Annotated in this window: 24 protein-coding genes; 22 read left to right on the top strand and 2 right to left on the bottom strand. The window is 34.3% G+C overall.

What is annotated here, in order from left to right; genetic code table 11:
* Positions 1–117: 117 nt before the first annotated feature.
* The 11 genes from AC0ONG_RS14425 to menA all read left to right on the top strand — a co-directional run bounded on the left by AC0ONG_RS14425 (position 118) and on the right by menA (position 10,559).
* Positions 118–1,374, top strand: a complete 1,257-nt coding sequence (locus tag AC0ONG_RS14425) for an MDR family MFS transporter (protein WP_000871750.1) — start codon at positions 118–120, stop codon at positions 1,372–1,374.
* A gap of 168 nt (positions 1,375–1,542) precedes the next feature.
* Positions 1,543–1,848: an arsenical resistance operon transcriptional regulator ArsR gene (gene arsR / locus AC0ONG_RS14420; RefSeq protein ID WP_000046018.1), complete on the top strand. Its 306-nt coding sequence runs from the start codon at positions 1,543–1,545 to the stop codon at positions 1,846–1,848.
* A 100-nt stretch (positions 1,849–1,948) separates the two neighbouring features.
* Positions 1,949–2,989, top strand: coding sequence for an ACR3 family arsenite efflux transporter (gene arsB, locus AC0ONG_RS14415; protein ID WP_042598263.1), 1,041 nt, complete (start codon positions 1,949–1,951; stop codon positions 2,987–2,989).
* Between the two features lie 24 nt (positions 2,990–3,013).
* On the top strand, positions 3,014–3,418 hold the full coding sequence (gene arsC / locus AC0ONG_RS14410) for an arsenate reductase (thioredoxin) (RefSeq protein WP_000428371.1): 405 nt from the start codon (positions 3,014–3,016) through the stop codon (positions 3,416–3,418).
* A gap of 308 nt (positions 3,419–3,726) precedes the next feature.
* Entirely contained in the window at positions 3,727–4,383 is a 657-nt protein-coding gene (locus tag AC0ONG_RS14405; protein ID WP_000359529.1) for a uridine kinase family protein, read from the top strand.
* Between the two features lie 321 nt (positions 4,384–4,704).
* The gene (locus AC0ONG_RS14400; protein WP_042598261.1) at positions 4,705–5,688 is read left to right on the top strand and encodes a phosphotransferase; all 984 of its coding nucleotides are present in this window, start codon (positions 4,705–4,707) and stop codon (positions 5,686–5,688) included.
* 54 nt (positions 5,689–5,742) lie between these two features.
* Positions 5,743–6,342: a DJ-1/PfpI family protein gene (locus AC0ONG_RS14395; protein WP_042598259.1), complete on the top strand. Its 600-nt coding sequence runs from the start codon at positions 5,743–5,745 to the stop codon at positions 6,340–6,342.
* Positions 6,343–6,710: 368 nt separating this feature from the next.
* Positions 6,711–7,460, top strand: coding sequence for a metal ABC transporter ATP-binding protein (locus AC0ONG_RS14390; protein ID WP_000503231.1), 750 nt, complete (start codon positions 6,711–6,713; stop codon positions 7,458–7,460).
* The gene (locus AC0ONG_RS14385; RefSeq protein WP_000706183.1) at positions 7,457–8,323 is read left to right on the top strand and encodes a metal ABC transporter permease; all 867 of its coding nucleotides are present in this window, start codon (positions 7,457–7,459) and stop codon (positions 8,321–8,323) included. Before AC0ONG_RS14390 ends, AC0ONG_RS14385 begins: the two co-directional genes overlap by 4 nt.
* A 17-nt stretch (positions 8,324–8,340) precedes the next feature.
* The gene (mntA, locus tag AC0ONG_RS14380; RefSeq protein ID WP_000669597.1) at positions 8,341–9,276 is read left to right on the top strand and encodes a manganese ABC transporter substrate-binding protein/adhesin MntA; all 936 of its coding nucleotides are present in this window, start codon (positions 8,341–8,343) and stop codon (positions 9,274–9,276) included.
* Between the two features lie 371 nt (positions 9,277–9,647).
* Positions 9,648–10,559, top strand: coding sequence for a 1,4-dihydroxy-2-naphthoate polyprenyltransferase (gene menA / locus AC0ONG_RS14375; RefSeq protein WP_000526088.1), 912 nt, complete (start codon positions 9,648–9,650; stop codon positions 10,557–10,559).
* A gap of 98 nt (positions 10,560–10,657) precedes the next feature.
* Here menA and satA read toward each other — a convergent pair whose 3' ends face one another.
* Entirely contained in the window at positions 10,658–11,215 is a 558-nt protein-coding gene (satA, locus tag AC0ONG_RS14370) for a streptothricin N-acetyltransferase SatA (RefSeq protein WP_001050464.1), read from the bottom strand.
* Between the two features lie 395 nt (positions 11,216–11,610).
* On the opposite strand from satA, the gene AC0ONG_RS14365 reads away from it, so the two are divergent.
* From AC0ONG_RS14365 to AC0ONG_RS14315, 11 genes are all read left to right on the top strand, one after another.
* A complete protein-coding gene (locus AC0ONG_RS14365) occupies positions 11,611–12,453 on the top strand; it encodes a polysaccharide deacetylase family protein (protein WP_000665156.1) in 843 nt (280 codons plus the stop codon).
* Between the two features lie 348 nt (positions 12,454–12,801).
* Positions 12,802–14,394 carry a spore germination protein gene (locus tag AC0ONG_RS14360; RefSeq protein WP_002082521.1) on the top strand — a complete coding sequence of 531 codons (1,593 nt, stop codon included), beginning with the start codon at positions 12,802–12,804 and terminating at the stop codon, positions 14,392–14,394.
* The gene (locus AC0ONG_RS14355; RefSeq protein WP_000052107.1) at positions 14,391–15,578 is read left to right on the top strand and encodes a Ger(x)C family spore germination protein; all 1,188 of its coding nucleotides are present in this window, start codon (positions 14,391–14,393) and stop codon (positions 15,576–15,578) included. Before AC0ONG_RS14360 ends, AC0ONG_RS14355 begins: the two co-directional genes overlap by 4 nt.
* Positions 15,579–15,605: 27 nt before the next feature.
* Positions 15,606–16,694, top strand: a complete 1,089-nt coding sequence (locus AC0ONG_RS14350; protein WP_044798223.1) for a GerAB/ArcD/ProY family transporter — start codon at positions 15,606–15,608, stop codon at positions 16,692–16,694.
* Between the two features lie 354 nt (positions 16,695–17,048).
* Positions 17,049–17,411, top strand: coding sequence for a Na-translocating system protein MpsC family protein (locus tag AC0ONG_RS14345; protein ID WP_000798170.1), 363 nt, complete (start codon positions 17,049–17,051; stop codon positions 17,409–17,411).
* 606 nt (positions 17,412–18,017) lie between these two features.
* Positions 18,018–19,550 carry an NADH dehydrogenase subunit 5 gene (locus AC0ONG_RS14340; protein ID WP_474203606.1) on the top strand — a complete coding sequence of 511 codons (1,533 nt, stop codon included), beginning with the start codon at positions 18,018–18,020 and terminating at the stop codon, positions 19,548–19,550.
* The gene (locus tag AC0ONG_RS14335) at positions 19,550–22,156 is read left to right on the top strand and encodes a DUF2309 domain-containing protein (protein WP_044798030.1); all 2,607 of its coding nucleotides are present in this window, start codon (positions 19,550–19,552) and stop codon (positions 22,154–22,156) included. The genes AC0ONG_RS14340 and AC0ONG_RS14335 overlap by 1 nt, the downstream gene beginning before the upstream one ends.
* A gap of 63 nt (positions 22,157–22,219) precedes the next feature.
* The gene (locus tag AC0ONG_RS14330) at positions 22,220–22,732 is read left to right on the top strand and encodes a carbonic anhydrase (RefSeq protein WP_001086244.1); all 513 of its coding nucleotides are present in this window, start codon (positions 22,220–22,222) and stop codon (positions 22,730–22,732) included.
* 85 nt (positions 22,733–22,817) lie between these two features.
* Entirely contained in the window at positions 22,818–24,248 is a 1,431-nt protein-coding gene (locus AC0ONG_RS14325) for a cryptochrome/photolyase family protein (protein WP_016077499.1), read from the top strand.
* A 111-nt stretch (positions 24,249–24,359) separates the two neighbouring features.
* Positions 24,360–24,815, top strand: a complete 456-nt coding sequence (locus AC0ONG_RS14320) for a TspO/MBR family protein (protein WP_474203605.1) — start codon at positions 24,360–24,362, stop codon at positions 24,813–24,815.
* Between the two features lie 103 nt (positions 24,816–24,918).
* Complete coding sequence (locus AC0ONG_RS14315) at positions 24,919–25,629, top strand: alpha/beta hydrolase (RefSeq protein WP_000759148.1); 711 nt, start codon at positions 24,919–24,921, stop codon at positions 25,627–25,629.
* Positions 25,630–25,716: 87 nt separating this feature from the next.
* Here AC0ONG_RS14315 and AC0ONG_RS14310 read toward each other — a convergent pair whose 3' ends face one another.
* Positions 25,717–26,082, bottom strand: a complete 366-nt coding sequence (locus AC0ONG_RS14310) for a YxeA family protein (protein ID WP_000714889.1) — start codon at positions 26,080–26,082, stop codon at positions 25,717–25,719.
* Positions 26,083–26,459: the final 377 nt, after the last annotated feature.

Here is a 26,459-nt window from a genome sequence, read left to right as displayed (position 1 = left end):
TATTTCTATATTAATTTGTAAAATAAATTCACTTTATGTTATTATATTTCCCTTGGACTGACAGTTTATAAAATGTATAGTGAATATTTGAAAAGTTAAAATAGGAGATGTATTACGTTGAAATGGTTATCTTGGGACAGAAATTTAAAAACTAGATTGATTGGCGAAACTATGTTCAATACATTGTTTTGGATGTATTTTCCGTTTATGGCAATATACTATAGCGATGCTTTTGGTAAAGCAATTGGCGGAATTTTAATGGCAATTATACCTCTTGTAGGCATAATAGGTAATTTGTTAGGTGGATATTTAGCTGATCGATTAGGGCGTCGACCTGTCATGCTATTAGGCACAATCATACAAGTAGCAATGTTTGCAGTTTTTGCTTTATCTCATTCACATTGGATTAATTATTTAGCCTATATCGGTATTGGAATTAGCGGGGCAATATACAGTCCAGCAAGTTCTGCAATGATAGCTGATATAGTGCCAGAAAAGGATAGAAGGGTGGTCTTTGCCACTTTTGTTACAGCAAATAATATTGGTGCTGTATTTGGACCAGTGTTAGGTTCATTTTTCTTCTTTCATTATCGAAGTGAATTGTTATGGACTTGTACAATTGTTACATTTATTTATTTTATAGCAATCTATTTCATAATTAGAGAAACGCTGCCCGAAGCTTCTAAAAATGATGGAGATAACAATCCAATATCAAAAATCTTTAAAGAACAATGGAATAATTATATGAAAATTTTTAGTGATAAAATTTTCTCTCTTTACATATTTGCGGGAGTTTTGATTATGATAGCTTTCATGCAGCTAGATCTTTATCTTGCATTATATGTAAAGGAATTTGTACCAACTCAATCTCTTTTCTCATGGAATATTGGTTCATTCTCTTTGAGTAATACTGAAATTTTCGGATGGATGATGGGGTTAAATGGCATTTTGTTTGTTTTATGTTCTTTACCTGTTGCAAAATATTTTGAGAATTGGAGCGACCGAAACGTTTTAATTGTCTCTAATATATTATTTGGAATGGGTATGTTTCTAATAGGGTTAACAACGAATATATGGCTACTATTTGGCTTTATGGCAATATTAACTATTGGGGAATTGATTCGTTCGCCAGTTGTACATAGTTTTGTCAGTAAATATGCACCTGAAAATTCTAGAGGACAGTATATGGCAGCATCTAATTTACAATTTACCATTGGGCGTTTTATTGCACCAATAATGATTGTATTTTCTACATGGCTATCTCCAATTGTTGTGTTCGGAATTATATTGCTTTGTACCCTTGTTAGTGCAGTTTTCTATGTGAAAGTATTTCGTATGATTTCAAATACAAACATGCATAATTCTACAAAATAGCCCTGTTATGCAGGGCATTTTGTAATTTAATAACTTAAAAGTTCTGTTAAGGGAAAGAAGAGAAGAATATATTAATCAAAAAAAATTGATTAATTAGTTGCATAAAGAGCTAAACTACATATATACTATAAATATCAAAAAAAATTGATGAAGGGAGAGTGAACTAAAATGGCACAAGATTTTCAGCTCTATGAGAAAAAATTTAAAGCGTTGGCGGATCAGAAACGTTTAGAAATTATGTATGAGCTTTGTCAGCGAGGTCAGACGTGTGTATGTGATTTAACTGAAGTTTTTGAAATGACGCAATCCAAGTTGTCCTATCATTTAAAAATCTTATTAGATGCAGGTTTAATTGTAAAAGAAACAAAAGGTACGTGGAGTTATTATGATTTAAATGATGCGGAAGTAAATAATTTATTATCAGAAGAATTATGCTGTATCTTTAGAAAAACAGGCAAAGGTAGCTGCTGTTAAAATTTTATTCTATTAATCAAAAAAATTGATTAATTACATATAAAAGAGAGAAATTATCTATGAAATATATTTTGGTTTTTCATAGAAGAAGGGGGATAAAATGAAACGTTTATCTTTTCTAGATCGATATTTAACACTATGGATTTTTCTAGCTATGGCAGTTGGAATTGGTTTAGGGTTTGTGTTTCCTAGTGTAGTAGATGGACTGAATACATTACAAGTTGGAACGACGTCTATTCCGCTTGCTGCTGGTTTAATTGTCATGATGTATCCACCATTAGCAAAGGTTCGTTACGAGGAAATGGGCCGCGTATTTAAAGATGTAAAAGTATTGGTTTTATCTTTAGTACAAAACTGGATTATTGGACCTGTACTTATGTTTGTTTTAGCAATTATTTTTCTTCCTGATAAGCCAGAATACATGGTCGGGCTCATTATGATTGGTTTAGCACGTTGTATTGCAATGGTAATTGTTTGGAACGACCTTGCTGATGGGGATAAAGAGTATGCGGCAGGTTTAGTGGCTTTTAACTCAGTATTCCAAATGTTATTCTTCTCCGTTTATGCATACGTGTTTGTAACAGTCATTCCAGAATGGTTAGGAATTGAAGGTGCTATTGTCGATATTACAATGATAGAAGTAGCGAAATCCGTATTTATCTATTTGGGAATTCCTTTTATAGCAGGTATGTTGACACGCTTTGTACTCGTTAAGTTAAAAGGAAGACAGTGGTATGAAAAGGTGTTTATACCGAAAATTAGTCCACTTACATTACTTGCATTACTATTTACAATCATCATCATGTTCTCCTTAAAAGGGGAGATGATTGTTAGCGTGCCACTAGATGTGGTAAGAATAGCGATTCCGTTACTCATTTATTTTATTGTAATGTTTTTTGTATCTTTCTTTATGGGAAGGAAAATTGGTGCCAACTATCCGGTAACTACAACGTTAGCATTTACAGCAGGTAGTAATAACTTTGAGTTAGCAATTGCTGTAGCAGTTGGGGTGTTTGGTATTCATTCAGGCGCAGCATTTGCAGCTGTTATCGGACCGTTAGTGGAAGTACCTGTAATGATTGCACTTGTAAACGTCGCTTTTTGGTTTAAGCGTAAATATTTTAATAATCAACCAGTATAATTAAAAACAAAGGCGGAAAACAACATGGAAAATAAAAAGACAATTTATTTCTTATGCACAGGAAATTCATGCCGAAGCCAAATGGCAGAAGCATGGGGCAAACAATATGTAGGGGATAAGTGGAATGTATATTCTGCAGGTATTGAAGCACATGGAGTAAATCCAAATGCTATTAAAGCGATGAAAGAAGTTAATATTGACATAACGAATCAAACATCAGATATAATTGATGTAAATATTTTAAATAACGCTGATTTAGTTGTTACCCTTTGTAGTCATGCGGATTCGGTTTGTCCTTCGACACCTCCGCACGTAAATCGTGTTCACTGGGGATTTGATGACCCGGCAGGAAAAGGGTGGTCTGAATTTCAACGTGTTCGCGATGAAATTGGAAAACGTATAAAGAGATTTTCTGAAACAGGGGAGTAAATAAAGGAAAGAGTCAATCTTCTATTGTATGATTGGCTCTTTTTTTATTGTACATAGTTATGACTGCATTGGTTCGCATAAATTACCGAAAAGCAGAGGATATTCTGTTGGGTTTATAAAGTTAGAAATGTATTTAATCATGTAGGTGTTCATAAATAATAAAGTCATATAAAAGATAATAAAGTTGCTTAGAATTAGAGGTGGTATGATGAATAATCACACTATCTTTCCCTTTTTATGTATAATTAAATAAAGGGATTTTTGGATATTGAAATAAAGGGTAGTATATTAGCGCAAGGGGGATAATGATGGATAAGTTGTTACAAGAAATCATAAATTGGTTAAAGATGAGAGATGAACAAATTGTTATCGGTATTTCAGGACATGGTGCAGCTGGAAAAACAACGTTTACTAATAGACTCGTAAACCTACTAAATCAAAATGAAGTAAATTATATTAATACAGATCCTTACATTGTTAGTTCGGATATCCGTAAGCATGCAGTGATTCACTATACATATCAAAATGAAAATCATCGTTATAAAATGACAGCTTGTCATCCAGCTGCGCACCATTTGGCAGCTTTAGAAAGAGATATTCATATGGTTAGAGCTGGGATAGATTTTTATACGATAGATACGCATTATATGAAAAGTAAGTTGATTTCTTCGGAAAATAAAGTAACGATTGTGGAAGGAATGAGCGCCGCATTTATTAATCCTGATTTATTTGATTTGAAAATTTATTTTTATACAGATGGCGAAACGGAACTAATAAGAAGATCAAGCCGGGATATAGCTGAAAGGGGAGCCGATATAAATTATTTAAGGCAGTCTCATGAAGAACGCCGGATTCAATATGAAGTATTTATGCATTCGTATAGTCAGCGTTTTGATATCATTATCAAAACCTCTGATGAAACAATATGTATAGAAAAAAATACATTTGAGTTTTATAAAGTTTAAATGAAAATCCTCAATTTGTTAATTGCATTATAACGGTTATTTTTTCTTATTTAGTACTTGTATTAAACAAATGTATTATTTAATCAATAATACATTCACTATGAAATAACTAGATTTTTAAAAAGATTTAGTAGCCTTCTTTCATCTACATAGATAGAAGGCTATTGTAATTTTGGCGACAAAATTACATAACTTTATTATTACTCCACAGTAGGATAGAATTCTTTATTTGAATACATTAGGTGTATCTTAAAAATCCTCACTTTAAAAGGTTTTTATTCGGAAGTACAAGAATGAATTTTTGCATGAAAGGGGAATAGGGTGAAACGTATAATAAGAAATGTAGTAATAAATTATTTTAAAGAAATTCATTCACTAATAGTGGAAGAAGAATTACATAAGAACAGTTGGCATACCGATCTACACTATAAAATTATCGTAAATGGAGATCGGTATTCCGCACGGTTTATCAATAGCGATCGAACAATCAATCCAGCTTTTGGGCCGTTATCAAATGAACAATTGAAAGAGCAAGTACGATTTACGTATTATTTACGAGAGCATGGAATCCCATTTATGCAGATTAAGGAGAATCAGGCGGGAGGGTCATTTACATTTGTTACTTGGAATGATGAACAGTACCGGTTTGTATTGTCTACTTGGATTGAAGGGGAGCATGTTACTCATTGTACAGAAACAATGGCAGAGATTTTTGGAAAGGAAGCAAGAAATATACATGATATTTCTAGTACATTTCAAAGCTCGACTTTTCAAAAGAAATCGCATTTAGATGGATATGGTGAGTTTATAAAGCTATTAGAAAATAAAGGTGGTACATGTAAGGAATTGCGGGGGTATATAGAGCTCGCTAAGTGTCATATAGAATGTGTATATACGAATGATTTGGAGTTTATTGTACAAACCGATTTAAATCCTTTGAATGTTTTATGGGGATTAAGTCAAAAGGTAAAAGGAATTGTGGATTTTGAATCTATTAGTTATGTTGACCGCGTTGAAGGGTTAGCCTTTTTAATAAAGTGGTATTCTCGAACAGAAGGAATACATTCGCATGAAGTATGTTCAAGTGTTGCTAGTTCATTTTTAGAAGGATATAAGGCTAATAATATTTTAACCTCAAACAATTATAAAAGACTGTCTTCATTATTATGGTTATCTGGTAGTTTGAATTGGAATTTTGTGAAGAAAACGCTAAATGTATTAGAAGATGCGGGGCAGCTAGAGGAACATTTTGAAGTTTATAGAGTGAGAGGAGAAAGACTATCTTCATTGTTAATTTGTAGATAACATTTATTGTCCTAATTTACGATTCAAAAAAGAAACTATATGGGGTGTCCGAAAATGAAAATACAAATTGTATTGTTTGATGGCTTCGGAGAACTTGTCTCTTTCGCGCCGTTTGAAGTACTGAAAAGAGCAATAGAAGAAGGGGCTCCGTTTACAGTTGAACTCGTATCAAGTGAACGAAAACAAGAAGTTACTACCTCGTTTGGAGTTACGGTTACACTACATGATTTTTTACGAATGGATAATCGCCCAGATTTGTTAATTGTACCTGGTGGTGGCTGGAATCATAAAGCAAAGCATGGGGCACGAAAACAAGCAGAGCTTGGTACTTTGACCGAAATGATTAAAGAGATGCACAAAGCAGGAACGATCGTTGCTGGAGTTTGTACAGGAGGTATGCTACTAGCAGCCTCAGGTATATTGAATGGTAAAAAGGCGACGATGCACCATTTGGCACAGGGTGAAATGAGTAAATATGGGGCAGAACTTCTTTATTACCGAATTGTAGATCAAGGCGATATTATCACTGCAAGAGGAGTTACTTCAGGAACTGATTTAGCTCTTTGGATTACGGAAAAGTTCGCAAGTTCTAAAATTGCAGCTGCTGTTGAATATAGAATGGAATATGAGAGGCGAGGTGTTGTTTGGAAGTAATTTAATTATATTTTTTGCTGCAGAGCGTATCAAATATTGTAAAAGAGAAAGAGCCAACTCATACGAGTAGGTTCTTTCATTTATATACTATATTGCTTATTTTTTCACAGTAATATCTTTTTCAAAAAATCATAAAATAGATAATATATTTTGTTCCACATTGATAATTATTTTCATTATATATTTATAAATTAGTAAAATTTAGTTTACAAATTTTCATATAGCTTATATAATTTGACTCATATAAAAAAGTTTCCTTAAGGAAACTTAAGCGCGGGTTTACATTCGCTTTATATTTTTTTGCTTAAAAGTTGCCTTTGTGCAAAATAATTATATACACGAAAAAAAGAAAGGGGAATGCATAAAAAATGGGTGAGGCTATAATTGTTAAAGATTTGTTTGTATCGTATCAAGGGAATCAAGTAGTTCAAAATGTCTCCTTCGATATTGAAAAAGGGAAGCTCGTTGGAATTATTGGTCCAAATGGAGCGGGGAAATCTACTTTAATGAAAGCTGTATTAGATTTAATCCCAAATGATAAGGGATATGTCCAAATTCTTGGAGAGGATATTCGAAGCGTTAGAAAGAGTGTTGCATATGTACCGCAAAGAAGTGATATAGATTGGGACTTTCCGATTACAGTTTTAGATGTCGTGCTAATTGGAACGTATCCATCTTTAGGTATGATGAAAAGACCGAAGAAAGAGCATCGGGATTGGGCGTTTGATTGCTTAAAAAAAGTCGGAATGGAAGAGTTTAAAAATCGCCAAATCGGTGAGTTGTCAGGTGGACAACAACAACGTGTCTTTTTGGCGAGAGCTTTAGCGCAAAAGGCGGAAATATTCTTCTTAGATGAGCCGTTTGTCGGAATTGATGTAACAAGTGAAGAGACAATCATTAAAATTCTTAGGGAACTACGTAAAGAAGGAAAAACGATTGTCGTTGTCCATCATGATTTAAGTAAAGCAGAATCGTATTTTGATAAATTACTATTAATGAATAAAAGCTTAATTCATTACGGAGAAGTACGCCAAGTATTAGAACCAACTGTTATGTCAAAAGCGTATGTGAATCAAGGAATATTGTTTAATAATGCAGCGGAGGTACATTCATCATGAAGATTGTAGAATTTATAGATGCATTAACGCAGTATAGTTTTCTGCAGAAGGCGTTATTAACTTCCGTTATGGTAGGAATTATCTGTGGTGTCATTGGATGTTTTATTATTTTACGAGGTATGGCATTAATGGGTGATGCCATTTCACATGCTGTTCTTCCAGGAGTAGCGCTTTCTTATATGATTGGAATGAACTATTTTATAGGAGCGGTTTTAACAGGTGTTATTACTGCAGTAGGAATCGGATTTGTAAGTCAAAATAGTCGTATTAAACATGATATGGCGATAGGAATTATGTTTACATCTGTTTTCGCTGTAGGGATTATTTTAATTACCTTTATGAAGAGTAGTTCTGATTTGTATCATATTTTATTCGGGAATGTCTTATCGGTTCGTTCTTCTGATATGTGGATGACACTGATTATTGGAGTGGTCATTATTGGTCTTGTAATGTTGTTTTACAAAGAATTACTCGTATCCACGTTTGATCCAACGATGGCGCAAAGCTATGGATTACCGAATAAATGGATTCATTATGGCTTAATGATTCTCCTTACAATGGTTACAGTAGCTTCACTTCAAACTGTTGGAATTATTCTAGTCGTTGCGATGCTTATTACACCAGCGGCTACAGCGTATTTATTAACAAACCGTTTATGGGTCATGATTTATTTAGCAGCAGGCATTGGTGCGCTTTCATCTGTAGTAGGGTTATATTTTAGTTTCTCTTATAATCTTGCTTCAGGTGCAACAATTGTTCTTGTCGCAACATTCTTGTTCGGATTGGCATTCTTTTTCTCACCGTCACAAGGTTTGTTTTGGAGAGCTATCAAAATTAGAAAAAATAGAGCAGAGTTGTCATAATTGATTGGAGGATAATGATGAAATTTAAAAATGTTGTATTATCGGTAATTTGTATTTTTGTATTTGCATTAACAGCGTGTTCGAGTAACACAAATGGAAAAGAAGAGGGTAATGGAAAATTAAAAGTTGTAACTACATACTCCATTATATATGATATGGTGAAGCAAATTGGTGGAGATAAAGTTGAGATTCATAGTCTTGTTCCAATCGGAGCTAACCCGCATGAATATGATCCACTACCAAAAGATGTTATGAAAATGACAGATGCAGATATGGTATTTTACAATGGGCTAAACCTAGAAGAAGGTGGAGCGTGGTTTAAAAAGCTATTAAAAACGGCAAATAAATCAGCGAAAGATGCACCGGTTTATAAAGTAAGTGAAGGTGTAGAAGCTATTTACTTAGAAACAAAAGGATTAGAAAAAGAACCAGACCCACATGCTTGGATGAATATTAAAAATGGTATTTTATACGCTGAAAATGTGAAGCAGGCATTAATTAAAGAAGATCCTAAAAATAAAGAGTTCTATACTAAAAATGCTGATGAGTATGTAGCAGAACTTCAAAAGTTACACGATGAGACAGTAAACAGAATTCATCAAATTCCTGAAGAAAAACGTTTCTTAATCTCTAGCGAAGGTGCTTTTAAATACTTTGGAAAAGCATATGACATTAAGACGGGATACATTTGGGAAATTAACTCAGAGAATCAAGGTACGCCAGATCAAATTAGAGATGTTGTAAGTTTAATTCAAACAAACAAAGTGCCAGCTTTATTTGTTGAAACAAGTGTAGATCGACGTAGTATGGAAACTGTTTCAAAAGAAACAAACGTGCCAATTGCAGGGACAATTTTTACAGACTCACTAGGTAAATCAGGTGAGGATGGAGATACTTACTTAAAAATGATGAAATGGAATATAGATACCATTATTAATGGGCTACAAAAGTAGGATTTATCTGTTTTTCAATGTAGCGTAACTATTGAATTTTTATAAAATAAGAGATGAAAGAGCTAGCTCATATGAGTTGGCTCTTTTATTTATCCCAATATTTGCGGGCGGATAAGATTTCCTCCTTAAAAATTCAGCGAATGGGAGGGAGGGCTGCCCGTAAAATCCCACTGAATATGTACTAATAATCAGTGGGGGTGACAAAACTTCTACTAATTAAAGTTTCATTTTATAATTTTTACTTTATTAAAAGTAGATTTGTTAGAAAGGATAATCATTTATTGATATAATGAATGGATGCGTGGCAGGAAATAGATAGAAAGATACTGCTAGTAATTTATACTTAAAATGTAGGGAGATTGAACAGAGTTATGGGGAATGAAAAAGAAATTAGTTCCGCTAAATTAATATGGAAGATGACGCGCCCACATACATTAACGGCGACGTTTTCTCCTGTAATTTTAGGAACAGTGGCATCACTTTATGTTGCCAAAATTGATTGGCTTTTATTTATTGCGATGATGCTTGCATGTTTAGCATTGCAAATCGCAACGAATTTATTTAATGAGTACTATGATTTCAAACGTGGATTAGACACTGCTGAATCCGTTGGCATCGGTGGCGGAATTGTCCGTCATGGATTGAAGCCAAAAAATGTGTTAACAGTTGCGCTTTTATTATATGTCGTAGCAGCTTTTATTGGCATTTATATTTGTATGAATAGTAGTTGGTGGTTAGTGGTTATTGGTTTAATTGGAATGGCGGTTGGCTATTTATATACAGGTGGTCCATTACCAATTGCGTACACTCCGTTTGGAGAATTAGTTTCTGGATTGTTAATGGGGACATGTTTTGTACTTATTGCTTTCTTTATTCAAACAAATACGATAACGATTGAAAGTGTATTGATTTCCATTCCAATTGGGATTTTAGTAGGTGCAATCAACATGTCGAATAACATCCGAGATATCGAAGAAGATATTAAAGGTGGAAGAAAGACGTTGGTAATCCTCCTTGGGAGAGAAAAAGCAATAGTAACACTAGCTGTAGCCTTTTTCATTGCTTATTTATGGATTGCGGTGATTGTATTGATGGGTTATATAAGCCCTTGGGCATTAGTTATGTTCCTAGGTTTGAGAAAGCCAATCTCTGCTATTCAAAGTTTCCAAAAAGGAGCAAAGGACCCTGGGTATATGCGCATCGCAATGAAATCAACAGCAATGACAAATACGATTTTTGGCTTCTTATTATCGGCAGGATTATTAATTAGTTATCTGTTTTAGATAAAAAATCTTGTTAAATAACTTAACCCCAATTTCTCAATTTTAATATGGAGAAATTGGGGTTTTTATTTTGACTTTGTTTAATGCTAAAAACAGTTTCATTTGAAATATAAATACCAATAAATTGCAACTTCATCATTTTCAATATCTAAACCTTTATAAACAAGAAAATCAAACCCACCAATTACAAATCCACATTTTTCATAAAATTTACATGCTGCGACATTATTATTTTGCGTTTCAAGCATGATCCCGGGCATGTTGCCTTCTTTTGCCCATCGCTTTGCCTGATCAACCAATCTTTTACCAACTCCGAGTGTACGATATTTTTTATCCACCGTTATATCTTCTATGTAAGCATAGTGATTCCAATTCTTTTTCAATACCATTAATCCAATGATTTGGTTATGTAACAGTGCTATGTAAATGACTTGATTAGGTTTATTTATATATTCATTGTAAGCCAGTTCTTCATTATCATCTTGATTTTGTAAATAACTTTTTTCATAACTTGGAACGTCTTCTACTGTATATTCTATGCGTCTATTTACTTTGGAAAGAGAAAGAATTAACCGAGCATTCACTATAAAACTGTCATCGATCTTCGGGAAATTGTCTAAATCATTTTTTTCTAACTCTCTAATTAAAAGGTTCATCGGAGCACCTCCACATAATAATATTTCTTCTAGTTCTTTATTTGATTCAAATTAATTCCAATTACAAAATTATAATAGAATTTCAATAGTATGGCTAACTCAGTATTTTATCTTTATAACAGTATACTATTATCTTGATATAAAAATTTTGTTTAGAAAGAGTAGTATTTTTTATTTTGGATGTATATCCAGTTTTCAAATTTAACTGTATTAGAGAAAACAATATTTTTCTAAAGAGTGGATGCAGTACGCTATTCTTTAACTAATTTCGACATTATCTGCATTTTATCTTCACCTTCCTCTATTAATCTATTTATTGTAAATATCAACTGGAGTTAATGCTTAGCTGTATAAATAATGAATATGAAAATTAGTAGGGAAAGGATCGAAACATAATGAAAGAATCACAAAATAAGAAAAAAACAAATGTAGGAACTAAGGCAATACTATCTCTAGGGGTTGTTTTAGCAACGACCTTTTTCACATTCTTTTTAATTGGGAAATGGAACTCTATCCCAGCGAAGGGAGTAGCTAATGAAAGTAGTAATCAAGTTAATACGCAACAACAAGAAAAGAAAAAGGAAACACCACCAGCAAAACAGAAAAGACCTGATGGAAAACCGGTAGGAAAGGTTGTTTATTTAACATTCGATGACGGTCCTAGCGAATTAACTGGGAAATTTTTAGATGTACTAAAAGAGCAACATGTTGCTTCGACATTTTTTATGCAAGGTAGCAATTTACAGAATACCGCTTTTCAGGAAAACGTAAAGCGAGCAGTAAAAGAAGGACATTATATTGGTGCTCATAGTATGACACATAATAGTGATAAGTTATACAAAAAAGGACAATTTGTACCGGAGATGAAAGAAACGTTAGCTCTTATCCATAATATTACGGGTACAACTCCTAAACTAGTTCGTCCGCCATATGGATCTGCACCAGGATTAAAGGGCGAGGAAATTCGTAACCAAATTGTAGAAGCAGGAATAAAAGTTTGGGATTGGACGATAGATTCAAATGATTGGAAATTAAAAGGTAATCCACAGCAAATTATAGAGAATGTAAAGCGTACAACAACAGAAGATGTGGAAGTAGTTCTAATGCATGAAAAACCACAAACATTACAAGCGCTTCCTGAAATTATTAAATTTTATAAGGAAAAAGGATATGAATTCGGGGTATACAATGAAGCGGATCATTTTCAACTAAACTTCCAGAAAGATCAACGTCTATAGTATCAAATAAATAAATTAAGAGCATGTTCTGATTCATCTTTCTTCAGGACATGCTTTTTTTGCTTGTTTCTATAAGCTCATTAGTACCAATTTAACAAAGCATCAGTTACAAGTTACTTTATGGATACCTCATTTTAGAATAACTAACTTATAGAAAAAATTGAATAATTTTCATGTGTAAGGAGATTTTAAGAAGGATATAGAGGGGATATTTTCCTTTTGTTTTCTAGATAAATGATTACTTACCCAAAACATTATAGTGGAACGGTTTCTAAAGCTTGTCTGTCAAGAAATCCTAACACTAAAGTTCAAGTATAAAAACATAAACCACTCGATAAATGGGGTAGTATGATGAAAAAACTTAGTAGAAAGCGTTTGAGAAAAGATATTCAGGAACTTGAGAGTGCAAGTATGCTGCTCCATAATAATCAAGAGTGTGAACTCAAGCAGAATGTATCTGCGAATGAAGAAGTTTTGAGACAAGTTTTTGAAAATTGTTCCGATATTGTTTTTCGTCCAATAATCATAGATAGTCAAAATGAAATTCTTTTTATTTATATAGATGGATTAGTCGACACTAAAGTTGTGGAACAAGTTGTTTTGAAACCAATGATGTTCGAAGGTCTGCCTAGTGGAGTAAAGAGTGTGGATTCGGTAGGAGAAATTATACAAAATCAGCTAATTGCGGTTTCTCAAGTAAAGACAATCTCTAAAGTTCGTGAGGTTATAGAAGCAGTATTGAAAGCGAATATCGTCATTTTAACAGAAGGAGAGAGTCAAGCTCTAGTCGCTGATTTAAAAGGTTTTGAAAAACGAGGTATTGAAGAGCCGGCTGCCGAGATCTCTGTTCGTGGCCCTCGGGACGGGTTTACGGAAACAATAAGGGTCAATACGAGCCTGATTCGCCGAAGAATTCGAAGCCAAAAACTAAAAATGGAACCTTATTCGATTGGGGAATTGTCACAGACAGATGTGGTAATTGCCTATATTGAGGGAATTGCACCTGATTCGGTTTTGGATGAAGTTCGCCAAAGGGTAAAGCGAATTCAAATTGATGGAGTGTTGGAGTCAGCTTTCATTGAAGAGTTTATTGAGGACCAACCCTTTTCTCCCTTTCCACAAATTCAAAATACTGAGCGGCCAGATGCGGTTTGTGCAAGTTTATTAGAGGGGAAAGTCGCCATTTTAGTAGATAACACACCTTTCGTTTTGATCGTTCCTATGACATTTTGGACAGGTCTGCAAGCAGCGGAGGATTATTATGAACGCTCCATCTACACAACTTTTGTTCGATGGATTCGTTTAATATTAATTAATATTTCATTATTTCTTCCTTCTCTCTATGTTGCTATTACAACCTTTCATCCTAAATTAATTCCGACAAATTTGCTTATTAGTATTGCAGCTGCGCGAGAAGGCATTCCTTTCCCGGCTGTCATAGAAGCGCTAATGATGGAGTTTTTATTTGAAGGTTTGAGGGAAGCGGGGGTTCGGTTACCAAAACCTGTTGGATCCGCAGTTAGTATTGTCGGAGCACTTGTTATCGGGCAAGCTGCTGTGCAAGCAGGTATTATTTCGGCACCTTTGGTCATTGTTGTGGCGACGACCGGTATTGCGTCATTTGCATTCCCGCGCTACAACTTAGGAACAGCTTACCGGATGTTACGCTTTCCTATGCTGTTATTGGCAGGAATGCTCGGGCTATACGGTGTTGCAATAAGTACCCTTGCGATTTTGATTCATTTAACTAACATTCGTTCTTTTGGCATTCCGTATTTAAGTCCAGTTGCACCTCAGACTCCTCGTGATTTAAAGGATGTTTTTCTCCGAACACCTCGTTGGAATATGACCCACCGCCCAATAATGGTATCTGGTGAAGAGAAAGTCCGTTTTCCAGGTGGACAAAAGCCAGATGAGAAACGGGGAGGGGAAACAGAATGAGCCTGCACAAGGCACTCTGTATGATACTGGTCATTTCTTTATGCTTCTTGACGGGATGTTGGGATCGGACAGAATTAAATGATTTGGCAATAGAATTAGGATGGGGACTTGATCAAGCGAAGAATAATAAGATTGAAATTAGTGCTCAGTTTATTATTCCATCAAAAATGGGAATGGGACAGAGCGGAAGAAGTAATGCAGGAAAAGCGTTTTTTACAGAATCGGGAACGGGAAAGGATACACATGAAGCTATACAAATGATGCAAACAAAAATGTCGAGAGAAATTTTTCGAGGGCACCAGCGTGTAATATTGATTGGAGAAAAAATGGCTAAAAGTGGTCTTGCTCCAGTTTTAGATGCATATAGCCGCGATCCTGATATTCGATTACGAGTAGGTGTGTTCGTCATAAAAGGGAATACTGCAAAAGATTTTCTGAAAGCGTCCATCCCTTTAGAGTCTATCCCGGCACTTGGGGCACTTAAAGAGCATATGCAAATAGAGGCAGCGGGAGATATGTCTTTATTAAATTTTCTTATTGCTGGTACGAGTGATGGAATCACCCCGATTTTGCCCGTTATTAAACTAAATGTGTCTCATGAAAAAGGTAAAACCGTGGTCAAAGGATTTCAAATTGTAGGCGGTGCTATATTTAACAACGATTTCAAATTGGTAGGATACTTGAACATGCAGGAATGGTTAACTACTCTTTGGATAGTGAATCGTTTAAGTAAACAGACAGTTACAGCAACGGCCTCTAAAGGAAATGGTAGTGCAAGTTTATATATGACAAAGATCAATAGAAAAATCATACCTACTATACAAGGGGACACAATTAAGTGTGACATTGTTTTTTCTGGTGAAGGAACAATTCAGGAGAACAATACGAATTTAGATCTTTCGCAGCCAAAAAATCTTACTCTTTTAGAACATGTATTGGAAAAACAGTCCGAAAAGGAAGCTCTCCAAACTATTAAAAAGGTTCAAAAACAATACGGAACCGATATCTTTGGATTTGGAGAAGCCATTCATCAAAAATATCCATCCGAATGGAAAGGGTTAAAAAAGAATTGGAGTAAACAATTTCGAAAAGTGGAGGTTTCTGTTCATACAAAGCTTACTATTCGGCGAGTAGGACTGACTGGACCACCGTTGCAGTTGAAGAAAAATGAAATGAAAAAATAAGGAGGAATATAGAGTGTGAGAAATTCGATGAAAATCTCTGGCAGGCAAATCTTTTGGATGATGTTCACATTTGAAGTGGGACAATCACTCCTTCTAGTTATTCCAGCGACGATTCGTACTGTCAAACAAGATGCGTGGATCTCGATTTTGATTGCAGGAGTGATAGGGGTTGCTCTTACTTTTTTGGCAACTACACTTGGTTCGCTTTATCCGAAACAAACTCTCATTGAATTTAGTCAAACTATTCTTGGTAAATGGCTAGGAAAGCTACTGATGATTCCTTACTTCTTTGGGTGGTACATGATAATTTGGATAACCGTCCGTGAATTTGGTGAATTCATTATTATCGCTTTGTTTCATAATACACCTTTGTGGGTCATTGTCTTTACTGCGATGTTATTGCTCATTTTTATCATTTACCAAGGAGGGGTGGAAGGTATTGGACGTTTAAGTGAAATCATAGGGCCAATTGTACTTTTAATGATAACGTTTATAATCATTTTGAATGTTGGCAATATGAATTGGGATTATATGCGGCCTATTTATCACGATTCTGGCTGGCTTCCCATCCTTAAAGGTTCCTATACCCCTGTAGCCGCATTTTTTGGAGAGGCTGTTATGATGATGATGTTCGTTTTCTTTATGGATAAACCAGAGCAAGCGCCATCAAGGGCGATGTTGGGGGTAGGATTAGCCGTTTTCATGGTAACAATCGGAACATTAGCGGTCATTTTAACATTCGGTCCGAATTTATCTTCAAGTTTTTTGTATCCGGTTTACGATTTGAGCCGATACATATCTGTCATGGAGTTCATTCAAAATGTGGATATTTTGATAGTTATTATTTGGTTTTTTAGTATTTTTGTGAAATTGGCGTTATACATGTTTATCGCTTGTTATGGAACAGCACAAATATTTCATTTGAAGGATTGGCGAAAAGTAGCGTTAGTTCTTGCTCCTATTTCGTTCATCATAGCTGTGTCAGTTAAAAATATCCAAACATTTACCCATTATTACTACATATTTTTCGTAATTCCAATTGCATTTCCCGTTTATGAGCTAGGGATTCCTTTACTGTTATTGGTGGTTGGCAAAATTCGAAGGAAATATGCATAAGCCCAATCGGTAATATATTTGGAGGACAGGTATACTTTTAGTTTTTTGACTAATATAAAAAGAGAAAAATCCTACTTATAAGTGTAGGATTTTTCGTTTGTATATTACGTTACAAGAGTTTTCTTATTTTCTCCGGAATGTCCTTTTTAGAAATGTATGCAACAGAGTCTTTATAGTAAGAGTATTATGTTGGAGATAATCAAAAAAACGTATATTGCAATATAAAAATTCACTTTAATACTAAAGGATACATGACAACGATTCCTATAAATTCTTCTCAATAATTGAAAATAAAATCAATCCAGATTATTATATTGTTATTGTAATTACATTTTATTGAAGGAGGATACAAAGATGAAAAACTCAAAAGGCTCTATTGAATCAGAGATAAGCAAAGCAATTACTCACTGGGAAAAGGACTACCTAGGACGCGGGTCTATATCCGTTAAGACAGATATATTACGGGATATGATTATCGTAAATTTACAAGGTGTTTTAACGCCGGCTGAATATACGGTTTGTGAAACAAAAGACGGTATGCTAACGATAAAGAAAAATCGTTCGGAGCTAGTTGAATCTGGAATTGATGATCTGAAAGAGATTATACTAGAATTAACTGGAGAAAAAGTGAAAAGCTTTCATACGGATATAAGCTCCCGTACAGGCGAACGAGTAATGATTTTTAAATTGCTTCATAATCTTGAGGAGAAATTTTAAAAATACCTTAAGGTTAGTGGAAGGATTAAGAAACCTACAAGTTTTGCACTTTATTAACAGGCTAATAATTAAAAACTTGAAGTTATTTAGGTATAATAAATCTTAATTCTAATAACTCTTAAAAAACGGATAAAGAAATTGACAAACTGCTTAATATGGTTTATCTTATAATTGTTTTAAAAAATTGATAGATGCTCATTTTAACAGTTTGCTATAATTAAGGCTTTAGCATTTTTTTAATATGTAATATTGACTAAATGAAAAAGTTTCTTAATTAAAAGATAGCTTATAACATAAATTGATATATTGATTGCATAGTCTAGGAGATCAGAAATATACATTTCTTTTTAACAGGAGTAATACATACATTATTATCCTCTATAAAATGGGAGCTCTTCAAAAAACTTTATTGAAGTTAGTTGAAGGGAAACCGACAATCTCCATAATTCAATGATGATATAAAATCATTGAATTATGGAAGTTGTCGGTTTTTTTTATGGGAAAAAACGATGTACTAAAAAGAGTGAATGAAACTTGAAATTAAAGAACTATCTTACTTAAAAGGAATTTTTATAGGTTATTTTCGTTTGGAAGGGAGTATTGTACATGTTAATTTCGCTGAGTTCATCAACACTGTTAACATTATTTTTTATGGCGCTTAGCGCTTCTTGGCTAAGTGGATTATTGTTTTTACATGCAAGGATACCTTTACGTTTTGTTCATATCCATATTGGTATCGCTGCATTGCCTTCATTGGTTTCTTTACTCGCACTTGTTAATCACAATGAAGATAGAGTTGTAGGGCCTTGGCATCTAGATACTTTAGCTTGGTTCATGGCTTTCTTTGTTCTTACAATTGGTTTAATCATTCAGCGTTTTTCTATACGTTACTTACTGGGAGATCGCTCATATCGAAAATACTTTGCACTTTTTACATTTACTACAGGTGTATCTTCAGTCGCATGGTTAAGTAATGATCTTCGTTTCATGATTATTTGTTGGGGAGCAACTCTTATAGGATTGGTTCTACTCATAGGGCTAAATAAAGGTTGGAAAGTAGTTAGTGAAGCAACAAAAATTTCTAGTTATTTATTTACAATAAGCTGGATCGCCTTGCTATCAGCTATCATTTGGCTTTTTCAAGGCACTGGACAGTGGCAATTAACATCAGTTTTAACGAATGAAAATGTAGCTCAATTTGGAACGTTGGAGAAAACAGGAATTAACTTATTGATTATAGTAGCTGTGATGATTCCAGCAGCACAATGGCCTTTTCAAAGATGGTTAATTGAGTCAGCTGTAGCTCCAACTCCTGTGTCTGCTATTATGCATGCTGGTTTAGTAAATGCTGGCGGTATCATGTTAACTAGATTTTCACCTCTTTTTCATGATGATATTGCACAAATCATTTTACTAATTTTCTCAAGTATTTCTATCTTAATCGGAACAGGAATTAGCCTAGTTCAAGTTGATTATAAACGTCAGCTAGTGGGATCAACTATTGCACAAATGGGGTTTATGCTTATTCAATGCGCATTAGGAGCCTATTTAGCGGCTGTTATTCATTTGATTTTACATGGTTTGTTTAAAGCTACACTGTTTTTACAAGCTGGTTCTTCCGTGCAACGTTTTGGGGCAGTGAAGCAGTCTAATGAAAAGATATCTGATTTATGGATTATGGTCGGACGTGTTTTCGGATTATTTATAGCGATTGCTTTTTGGTTTACGACTTCTGGAGAAGGGTATGAATTAGTTAGTGCGTTCATCTTAGGGTGGTCATTATACTTTTCATGGAAACAGCTTGTTGTTTTTGGAGAGGGAAGAATGGGACGAATTGTTGGCGTATTTATTTTAGCTGGTTTTTCTCTCATTTATTTTACCGTTCATAATTCTCTTTACAAATGGTTGCATACTGACATGTATCAAAGTGTTCAACCTTCAGCTCCAGCTGTTATCTTTGTTATATGTATTTTACTATTTAGTAGTGCTATTAGTACTTTCGTTACTCGTAATCAATCTTCTACTTTATTCGCTGTACTTTATCTTTGGTTAGTTCGAGTAGGTGAGGCGAGAAGAAAGTCAGTAGAAAGTCACCCAGGCTATCTGAAACATTATGTATCAAAGGGAGGTAATTCGTGATGAGCATATTGTCAATATTAAAGAAAGATACAAATATTGATATGCAAGAAAATAATATAAATGATTTAGTTGCATCTGCTAGCCGAGTGATTGCACCACTTTGGCCTATCTCTACGTTTGCAGCTCACCACCCTTGGATGGGACTTGAAAAACAATCATTTGAACAAGTTGCAGATTGGTTAAAAGAAATTCGTAATGTGGATATATATCCGAGTGCTGCTATGATTCATTCGGCAAAGGCAAAAGGGGAGATTGAGGAATCATTTTTACAAAGTGGCTTGTCTCGTTGGCTTGATTCACAATCTTTTCATATCCCGCGAAAGAAAGTGGAGCAGTTTTGCCAAGTAGCTTTAAAATTAGAGGAATTACCTTCTAGTCTATTATCATTGCCAGAAGTAAATAAACTGGCAGAAGAAATGAGTTATATAAATACAGAGAGTATGAAAGACTCTTCTTTGCAACCTGTAAGTTCACTTATAGAGAACCAAAAGGGTGAAAACCTATCTGATATTCTTAATTATCATATCATTAAATGGTGTAAATTATATCTTGATGACTCCGGATCAAGTTGGACGATGCCAAATCGAGAGAAAGGTTTTTATCGTGCATGGCAACACCTTATTAAATTTGATCCAGCGCTCAGTAAAAATGAGCGTAAAGTTTTAAAAGATTGGCCACAAGATGCCCAAGTAGCTTTAGCGAGAGCATTATCTGAACTAGGAATTTCTGAATCTAACATACAAGCTTACCTTGAAGGGCACTTACTTTCTTTGCCTGGGTGGGCAGGAATGATACGATGGCGCTCACAACAATCAATTCAGGAACAGGAACTCCTAATAGAATATTTAGCAGTTCGAATTTCTATGGAGCTGGCTATTACAAAGCCTTATTTACCTTTAAAAAATCAAAAGGTTGAGAAAAAAGTTGCAATCGTCCCGCTTATAGCTTCTTGGATCTATTGGGGGAATATTTCAACACGGGAATGGTTACAAATGCCTGCTGCTGAACAAAGTGAATTATTAGTATTCGCTTATCGTTTTGATGAAAATATTCGTAGGAAACTTTGGCTGGAAGCTTGGGAACAGACGCATGCAGAGCAATTAAGGAAGAAGATTGCTTCTAAACAACGTGCAACTAATGATAAAAAGCATGTATTAGCTCAATTAGCATTCTGTATTGATGTACGTTCAGAACCGTTTCGTCGCCACCTTGAAAAATTAGGTCCGTTTGAAACATTTGGAATAGCTGGTTTCTTTGGATTACCAATTGCAACTAGTGAACTAGGTAGTAATAACAACCATCCTTCTTTGCCAGTTATACTCAAACCGAAACATCAAATAAAAGAGCTCACAAATGAAAATGAACTTAAATCTTATGAGCAACGTAAGAGGGTAGGCAGTTCGGTACGTTATACATTTAAAACGATGAAACAGAACGTACTGACGAGTATGGCGCTACCTGAGTTAAGTGGTCCTTTATTTGGTCTACAAATGGTGACAAGAAGCTTTGTCCCAAGAGGAGTTGGTGGTTTCATTCGTAACCTTCGTAAAACTATGTTACAAAAACCTGATACAACATTCTCCCTTAATCATGTTCATGACACAAAAGGTGAGATACCTATTGGTTTTACGAAAGAAGAAAAAGTGAATTATGTGCGTCAAGCTTTAAAAATGGTGGGACTGACAGAAAAATTTGCTCCTTTAGTTGTAATGTGCGGACATAGTAGTCAAAGTACGAACAATCCTTATGCGGCAGCACTTGAGTGTGGTGCTTGTGGCGGAGCAGCAGGAGGATTCAATGCAAGAGTTTTTGCGACTTTATGTAATCTTCCAGAAGTGAGAGAGGCGTTGTTTGCTGAAGGTATTAAAATTCCTGAGGATACCATTTTTGCAGCAGCTGAACATAAAACAACAGTGGACGAATTGGAATGGATTTACGTCCCAAAACTTTCGAAAACTGCGCAAGAAGCGTTTGATTGTATTGAGACGATTATGCCAAATGTGAGCCAACATGCAAATAGAGAACGTTTAACGCAATTACCTAATTTTAAAACGAAAATAAAAAATCCGAGTAAAGAGGCACATCGATTTGCAGAAGATTGGAGTGAAATACGTCCAGAATGGGGATTAGCCCGTAATGCATCTTTTATTATCGGACAGCGTGAATTAACTCAAGATTGTGACTTAGAAGGTAGGGCTTTCCTTCATAATTATGATTGGAAACAGGATGAAAGTGGGGATATATTAGCTAACATTATTGCAGGACCAGGAACAGTTGCGCAGTGGATAAATCTACAATATTACGCATCAACTGTAGCTCCTCATTATTATGGTAGTGGAAATAAAACAACCCAAACCGTAACGGCGGGTCTCGGTGTTATGCAAGGGAATGCTAGTGATCTGTTGCCAGGCTTACCTTGGCAATCGGTTATGCAGTCAGATAGTGAGACGTATCATTCACCACTTCGTTTACTAATTGTCATTCAAGCACCTATTGAATATATAGAACGTTTGTTAAATAATGATTTCACATTTCAAGAAAAAGTTCAAAATGGATGGGTTAGACTTGCAAGTGTTGATCCAGAGGGACGCTGGAAAAACTGGTAACAATTATTATTGTTACTAGCTTAAAAGTTTCATAAATACAATAATGAAGAAGGAGTGCTCCATATGAATTCAAAGAATAAAAAAGTTTTATTATTAACAGACATTGAACACGGAATAGAGCCTAGCATCCAACAAGTAACTAACATTCAACAAGAAAACATGTTGACTATACACAGCTATGATTCTGTAATTGTACATCCTTATGGAGATATAATGAGATCTATTATTATTGCTATTTATCAAGAAAATGTTGAAGAAATTTTTGTTGTAGGAATAGAGGATAAAGAAACTTCTCCAGTTAATCTACAAATTCAACGTGATTTCATAAAAAATAACAGGGAACTAGACTATCTCTTTGAAAATTGCATGCCTGAATTTTCAAGTGGTAGCCTCGATGAATGGCTAAGTGGAAAAGAAAATGTTAGTGAAAATATTGAGAAGAGTATAGATATGATTTGTCATCATCCACTAGTACCGTCTGATGTTAAAGTTCATGGTTTCAAGATTGATAGAATAGGGGAAAAAGAAACGGTTGTTAAAATTCCTACTAATAAAATAGTTGAAAAAGTTAACTAATTTATTAAAGACAAATAAATTCTTATGTATAAATTGCTGTTGTATAATAAATTTTATTATGTTTTAAGAATCAGAAGAGGTAGCCATGCAAAATAAAATTATCGTTATGTTTCAAAAAGATTTTCGTTTATATGATAACCCAGCGCTATTTGAGGCTGTTCAGTCCGGTGAGGTTCTTCCGGTATATGTACAAGATGAAGATTTTTTAATGGGGGAGGCGTCAAAGTGGTGGTTGCACCATGCTGTAATAGATGTAAAGAAGCAACTTGAGGCATTGGGCTCTACTTTAATAATTCGTAAAGGACGTACGGAGGAAGAAATACTTTCTCTCATAGAACAATTAGATATAACGGCTGTATATTGGAATATTTGCTATGATCCGGACAGATTACAATCTAATCAAAAAATGAAAATGATGTTAGAAGATAAAGGTATTATTTGTAAGGAATTTAATTCGCATTTATTATTAGAACCGTGGATTATAAAAAAGAAGGACAACACTGAATATAAGGTGTTTACGCCTTTTTACAATACATTTCAAAAGCAGGTAATACCTAAACCTATTAGCAAAGTGCAGAGTATAAAATGGGGAAGCTCTTTACCAGCAAGCTTATCTGTTTCAGAATTACACTTGCTGCCAACTATACCGTGGACATCTCATATTGAATCAATATGGGAGCCTACAGAGGAAGGGGCATACAAAACATTCAAGAAATTTTTCTCTAGCAAATTAGCCTCTTATAGTGAAGGAAGAGATTTTCCAAATCAAAATGCTCATTCGATGTTGGCGCCATATCTTTCATTTGGCCAAATATCAGTGAAGTTAATGTATCGTTACTTAATAAATAAAAGTACCGAAAGACAATGTAGTCTTTTTGAAAAACAAGTGAATAGTTTTATACGCCAATTAATTTGGCGAGAGTTTTCTTATTATTTGCTATATCACTATCCGTTTACAGTATATAAACCTCTTAATAAAAACTTTGAACATTTTCCGTGGAATAAGGAAGAGGAGTTATTAAGAGTATGGCAAAAAGGTGAAACTGGTTATCCGTTTATTGACGCGGGAATGCGGGAGCTTTGGCAAACAGGTTTTATGCATAATCGGACAAGAATGGCTGTAGCCTCTTTTCTTGTAAAGCATTTGTTAATTCCGTGGCAAGAAGGAGCAAAATGGTTTATGGATACACTACTAGATGCTGATATTGCAAATAATACAATGGGATGGCAATGGGTTGCTGGAAGTGGAGCAGATGCATCACCGTACTTTCGTATTTTTAATCCTATCACACAAGGAGAAAAGTTTGATAAAAATGGAGAGTATATAAGAAAATGGGTACCAGAATTAAGAGATATACCGAATAAGTATATACATAAACCTTGGGAAGCACCTGAGCATATTTTACAAAAGGCCAATATAAAGCTTGGTAATACATATCCTTTGCCAGTCGTTGATCATAAGGCAGCAAGAGAGAGAGCACTGTGTGCATATAAAAGTATGAAAGAGTTCGTATAAAATAGATTAAACGATATGTATTTGAAATTTAAATATTAGAAATTTATCCATTACAAGGGCATACTAATCATATAAAGTTTCTATAATCTTCTAGTAAAAAGGAGAATGTTTATGAAAAAATCTAGTATTATAGTATTTTTACTAACATATAGTTTGTTTTATGTTTCTAGTGTTTTATTCCCTATTGATCGTACTTGGTATGATGCGTTAGAAAAGCCGTCTTGGACACCTCCTGGTATAACAATCGGAATGATATGGGCTGTATTATTTGGACTTATTGCATTATCAGTTGCAATTATTTACAACAACTATGGATTTAAGCCAAAAACATTTTGGTTTGTATTCCTTTTAAATTATATATTCAATCAAGCATTCAGCTATTTTCAATTTAGCCAAAAGAATTTGTTTTTAGCAACAGTAGATTGTTTACTAGTCGCTATTACTACGTTACTTCTCATTATGTTTTCTTCCAATTTATCTAAAGTATCGGCATGGTTGCTAATCCCTTATTTTTTATGGTCTGCATTTGCTACATATTTATCTTGGACAATTTATAGTTTAAATTAAAGACGGAACTAAAAATTTGAGCACAATAAAAATGCTCGAGTTTTTATGTTTATTAATGATAATCTAAAGTATAGAATATATACATCTTAGGGAGGTCATACATATGAAGAAATGGATGAAAATTGTTCTGTACTCTTTACTTGGTATTTTACTTATAGGGAGTATTACTTTTTTTACTTGGTCCCAGTTTACTTACAAACCAACGAAAGAGGCTTTGTCGTTAGTGGATGATAAAAAAGATGAAGATAATATAGTTTTTGGACAGAAAGATGCTAAAATAGGGGTTATTTTTTATCAAGGTGCTAAAGTAGAAGCTGAAGCTTATAGTTACTTAGGAGAAGCTCTTGCAAAAGATGGGCATTTTGTAGTAATGCCTAAGTTACCATTAAACTTAGCGATACTTGGAATCAATGCGGTAGATAGTGTAATTGAACAGTACCCTGAAGTTCAAAAATGGTACGTTGCTGGACATTCAATGGGCGGAGCTATGATTTCTAAGTATGCCTTTCAGAATGAAGACAAGGTAGATGGGATCATTTTCTTAGGCTCTTATCCTGCAGATGATTTCTCTACAAAATCGATTCCAATGTTATCTATTTATGGAGAAGTAGATGCTTTAGCAACTGTAGAAAAAATAGAGAACAATAAAAAGTTAATGTCAAAGAATACAACTATGCACATGATAAAAGGCGGAAACCATGCTCATTTTGGCATGTATGGTGAGCAAAAAGGTGATAATGCAAGCTTAATTACGTCAAAAGCACAACGGGATGAAACAGTTAAAGTAATTGAAGAATGGTTGTTAAAACAATGATAACGAACTTAATAAATCGATCGAAAGAATTCTCCAAACGGTAGATGGGAGCGATAATAAAGAGCCAACTCGTACGAATTGGCTCTTTTATTTCTTTGCTATCTCCAATTGTCCCCTTATTTTCTCTGGAATGTCCTTTTCAGAAATAATATCGTAGGAATAGACATACTTACCTTTCACATGAATTTTTAAGTAAATTTTTCTTGTAAAATCATTAGGCGTGTTCGTTCCAACTTTATATTCTTTTTCATTGCTTAATTCATCAACACCTTTTAGTGAGTACATAGCTCTTCCTTTATGATGATAATCTGGAACACCATATCCTTTCGCAACGGCATATACATTCTTTTCTTCAGCAATCGGATTAAATCTGTCTAAATCTCCGCGTAATATGAAAGGTAGTAAGTATATAGGGAGGCCTATTCCTAGTATGCAAATTACAAATTTCTTCATGATCGTTTCTCCTCTTGTTCATTTACATGATTCAGTATAGAAAAAAATTCTTATAAATATAGAGGGAAATTCCTTAAGGTTTTCTTAATAAAGTTTAACCGTGTGAAAAAAGACTAACTTGAGCAGTAAGCTTACGGAATGAATAGCCAAATAACCTGTTTTCTTTATTTTTTGAGGATAGGTTATTAGGTTTTATATTGGTATGAGTGAATTAAGAAATAAGTGAGATTTAGGAAATAGAATAAATTTATTTTACAGTAATAAGAGAATTAACTAAATAAATGAGAGTGAGAACAATTAAAGAAAGCATCTAGTGGGGTGCTTTTTTCTTTTGAAACAGAGAATCTCATGGGTCATTTACATGTAAATTAGTGCTG

The organism is Bacillus sp. TCT6, assembly GCF_056033845.1.
The sequence above is the reverse complement of the archived record's forward strand: the minus strand, read 5'-3'. Positions and strand labels throughout refer to the sequence as shown.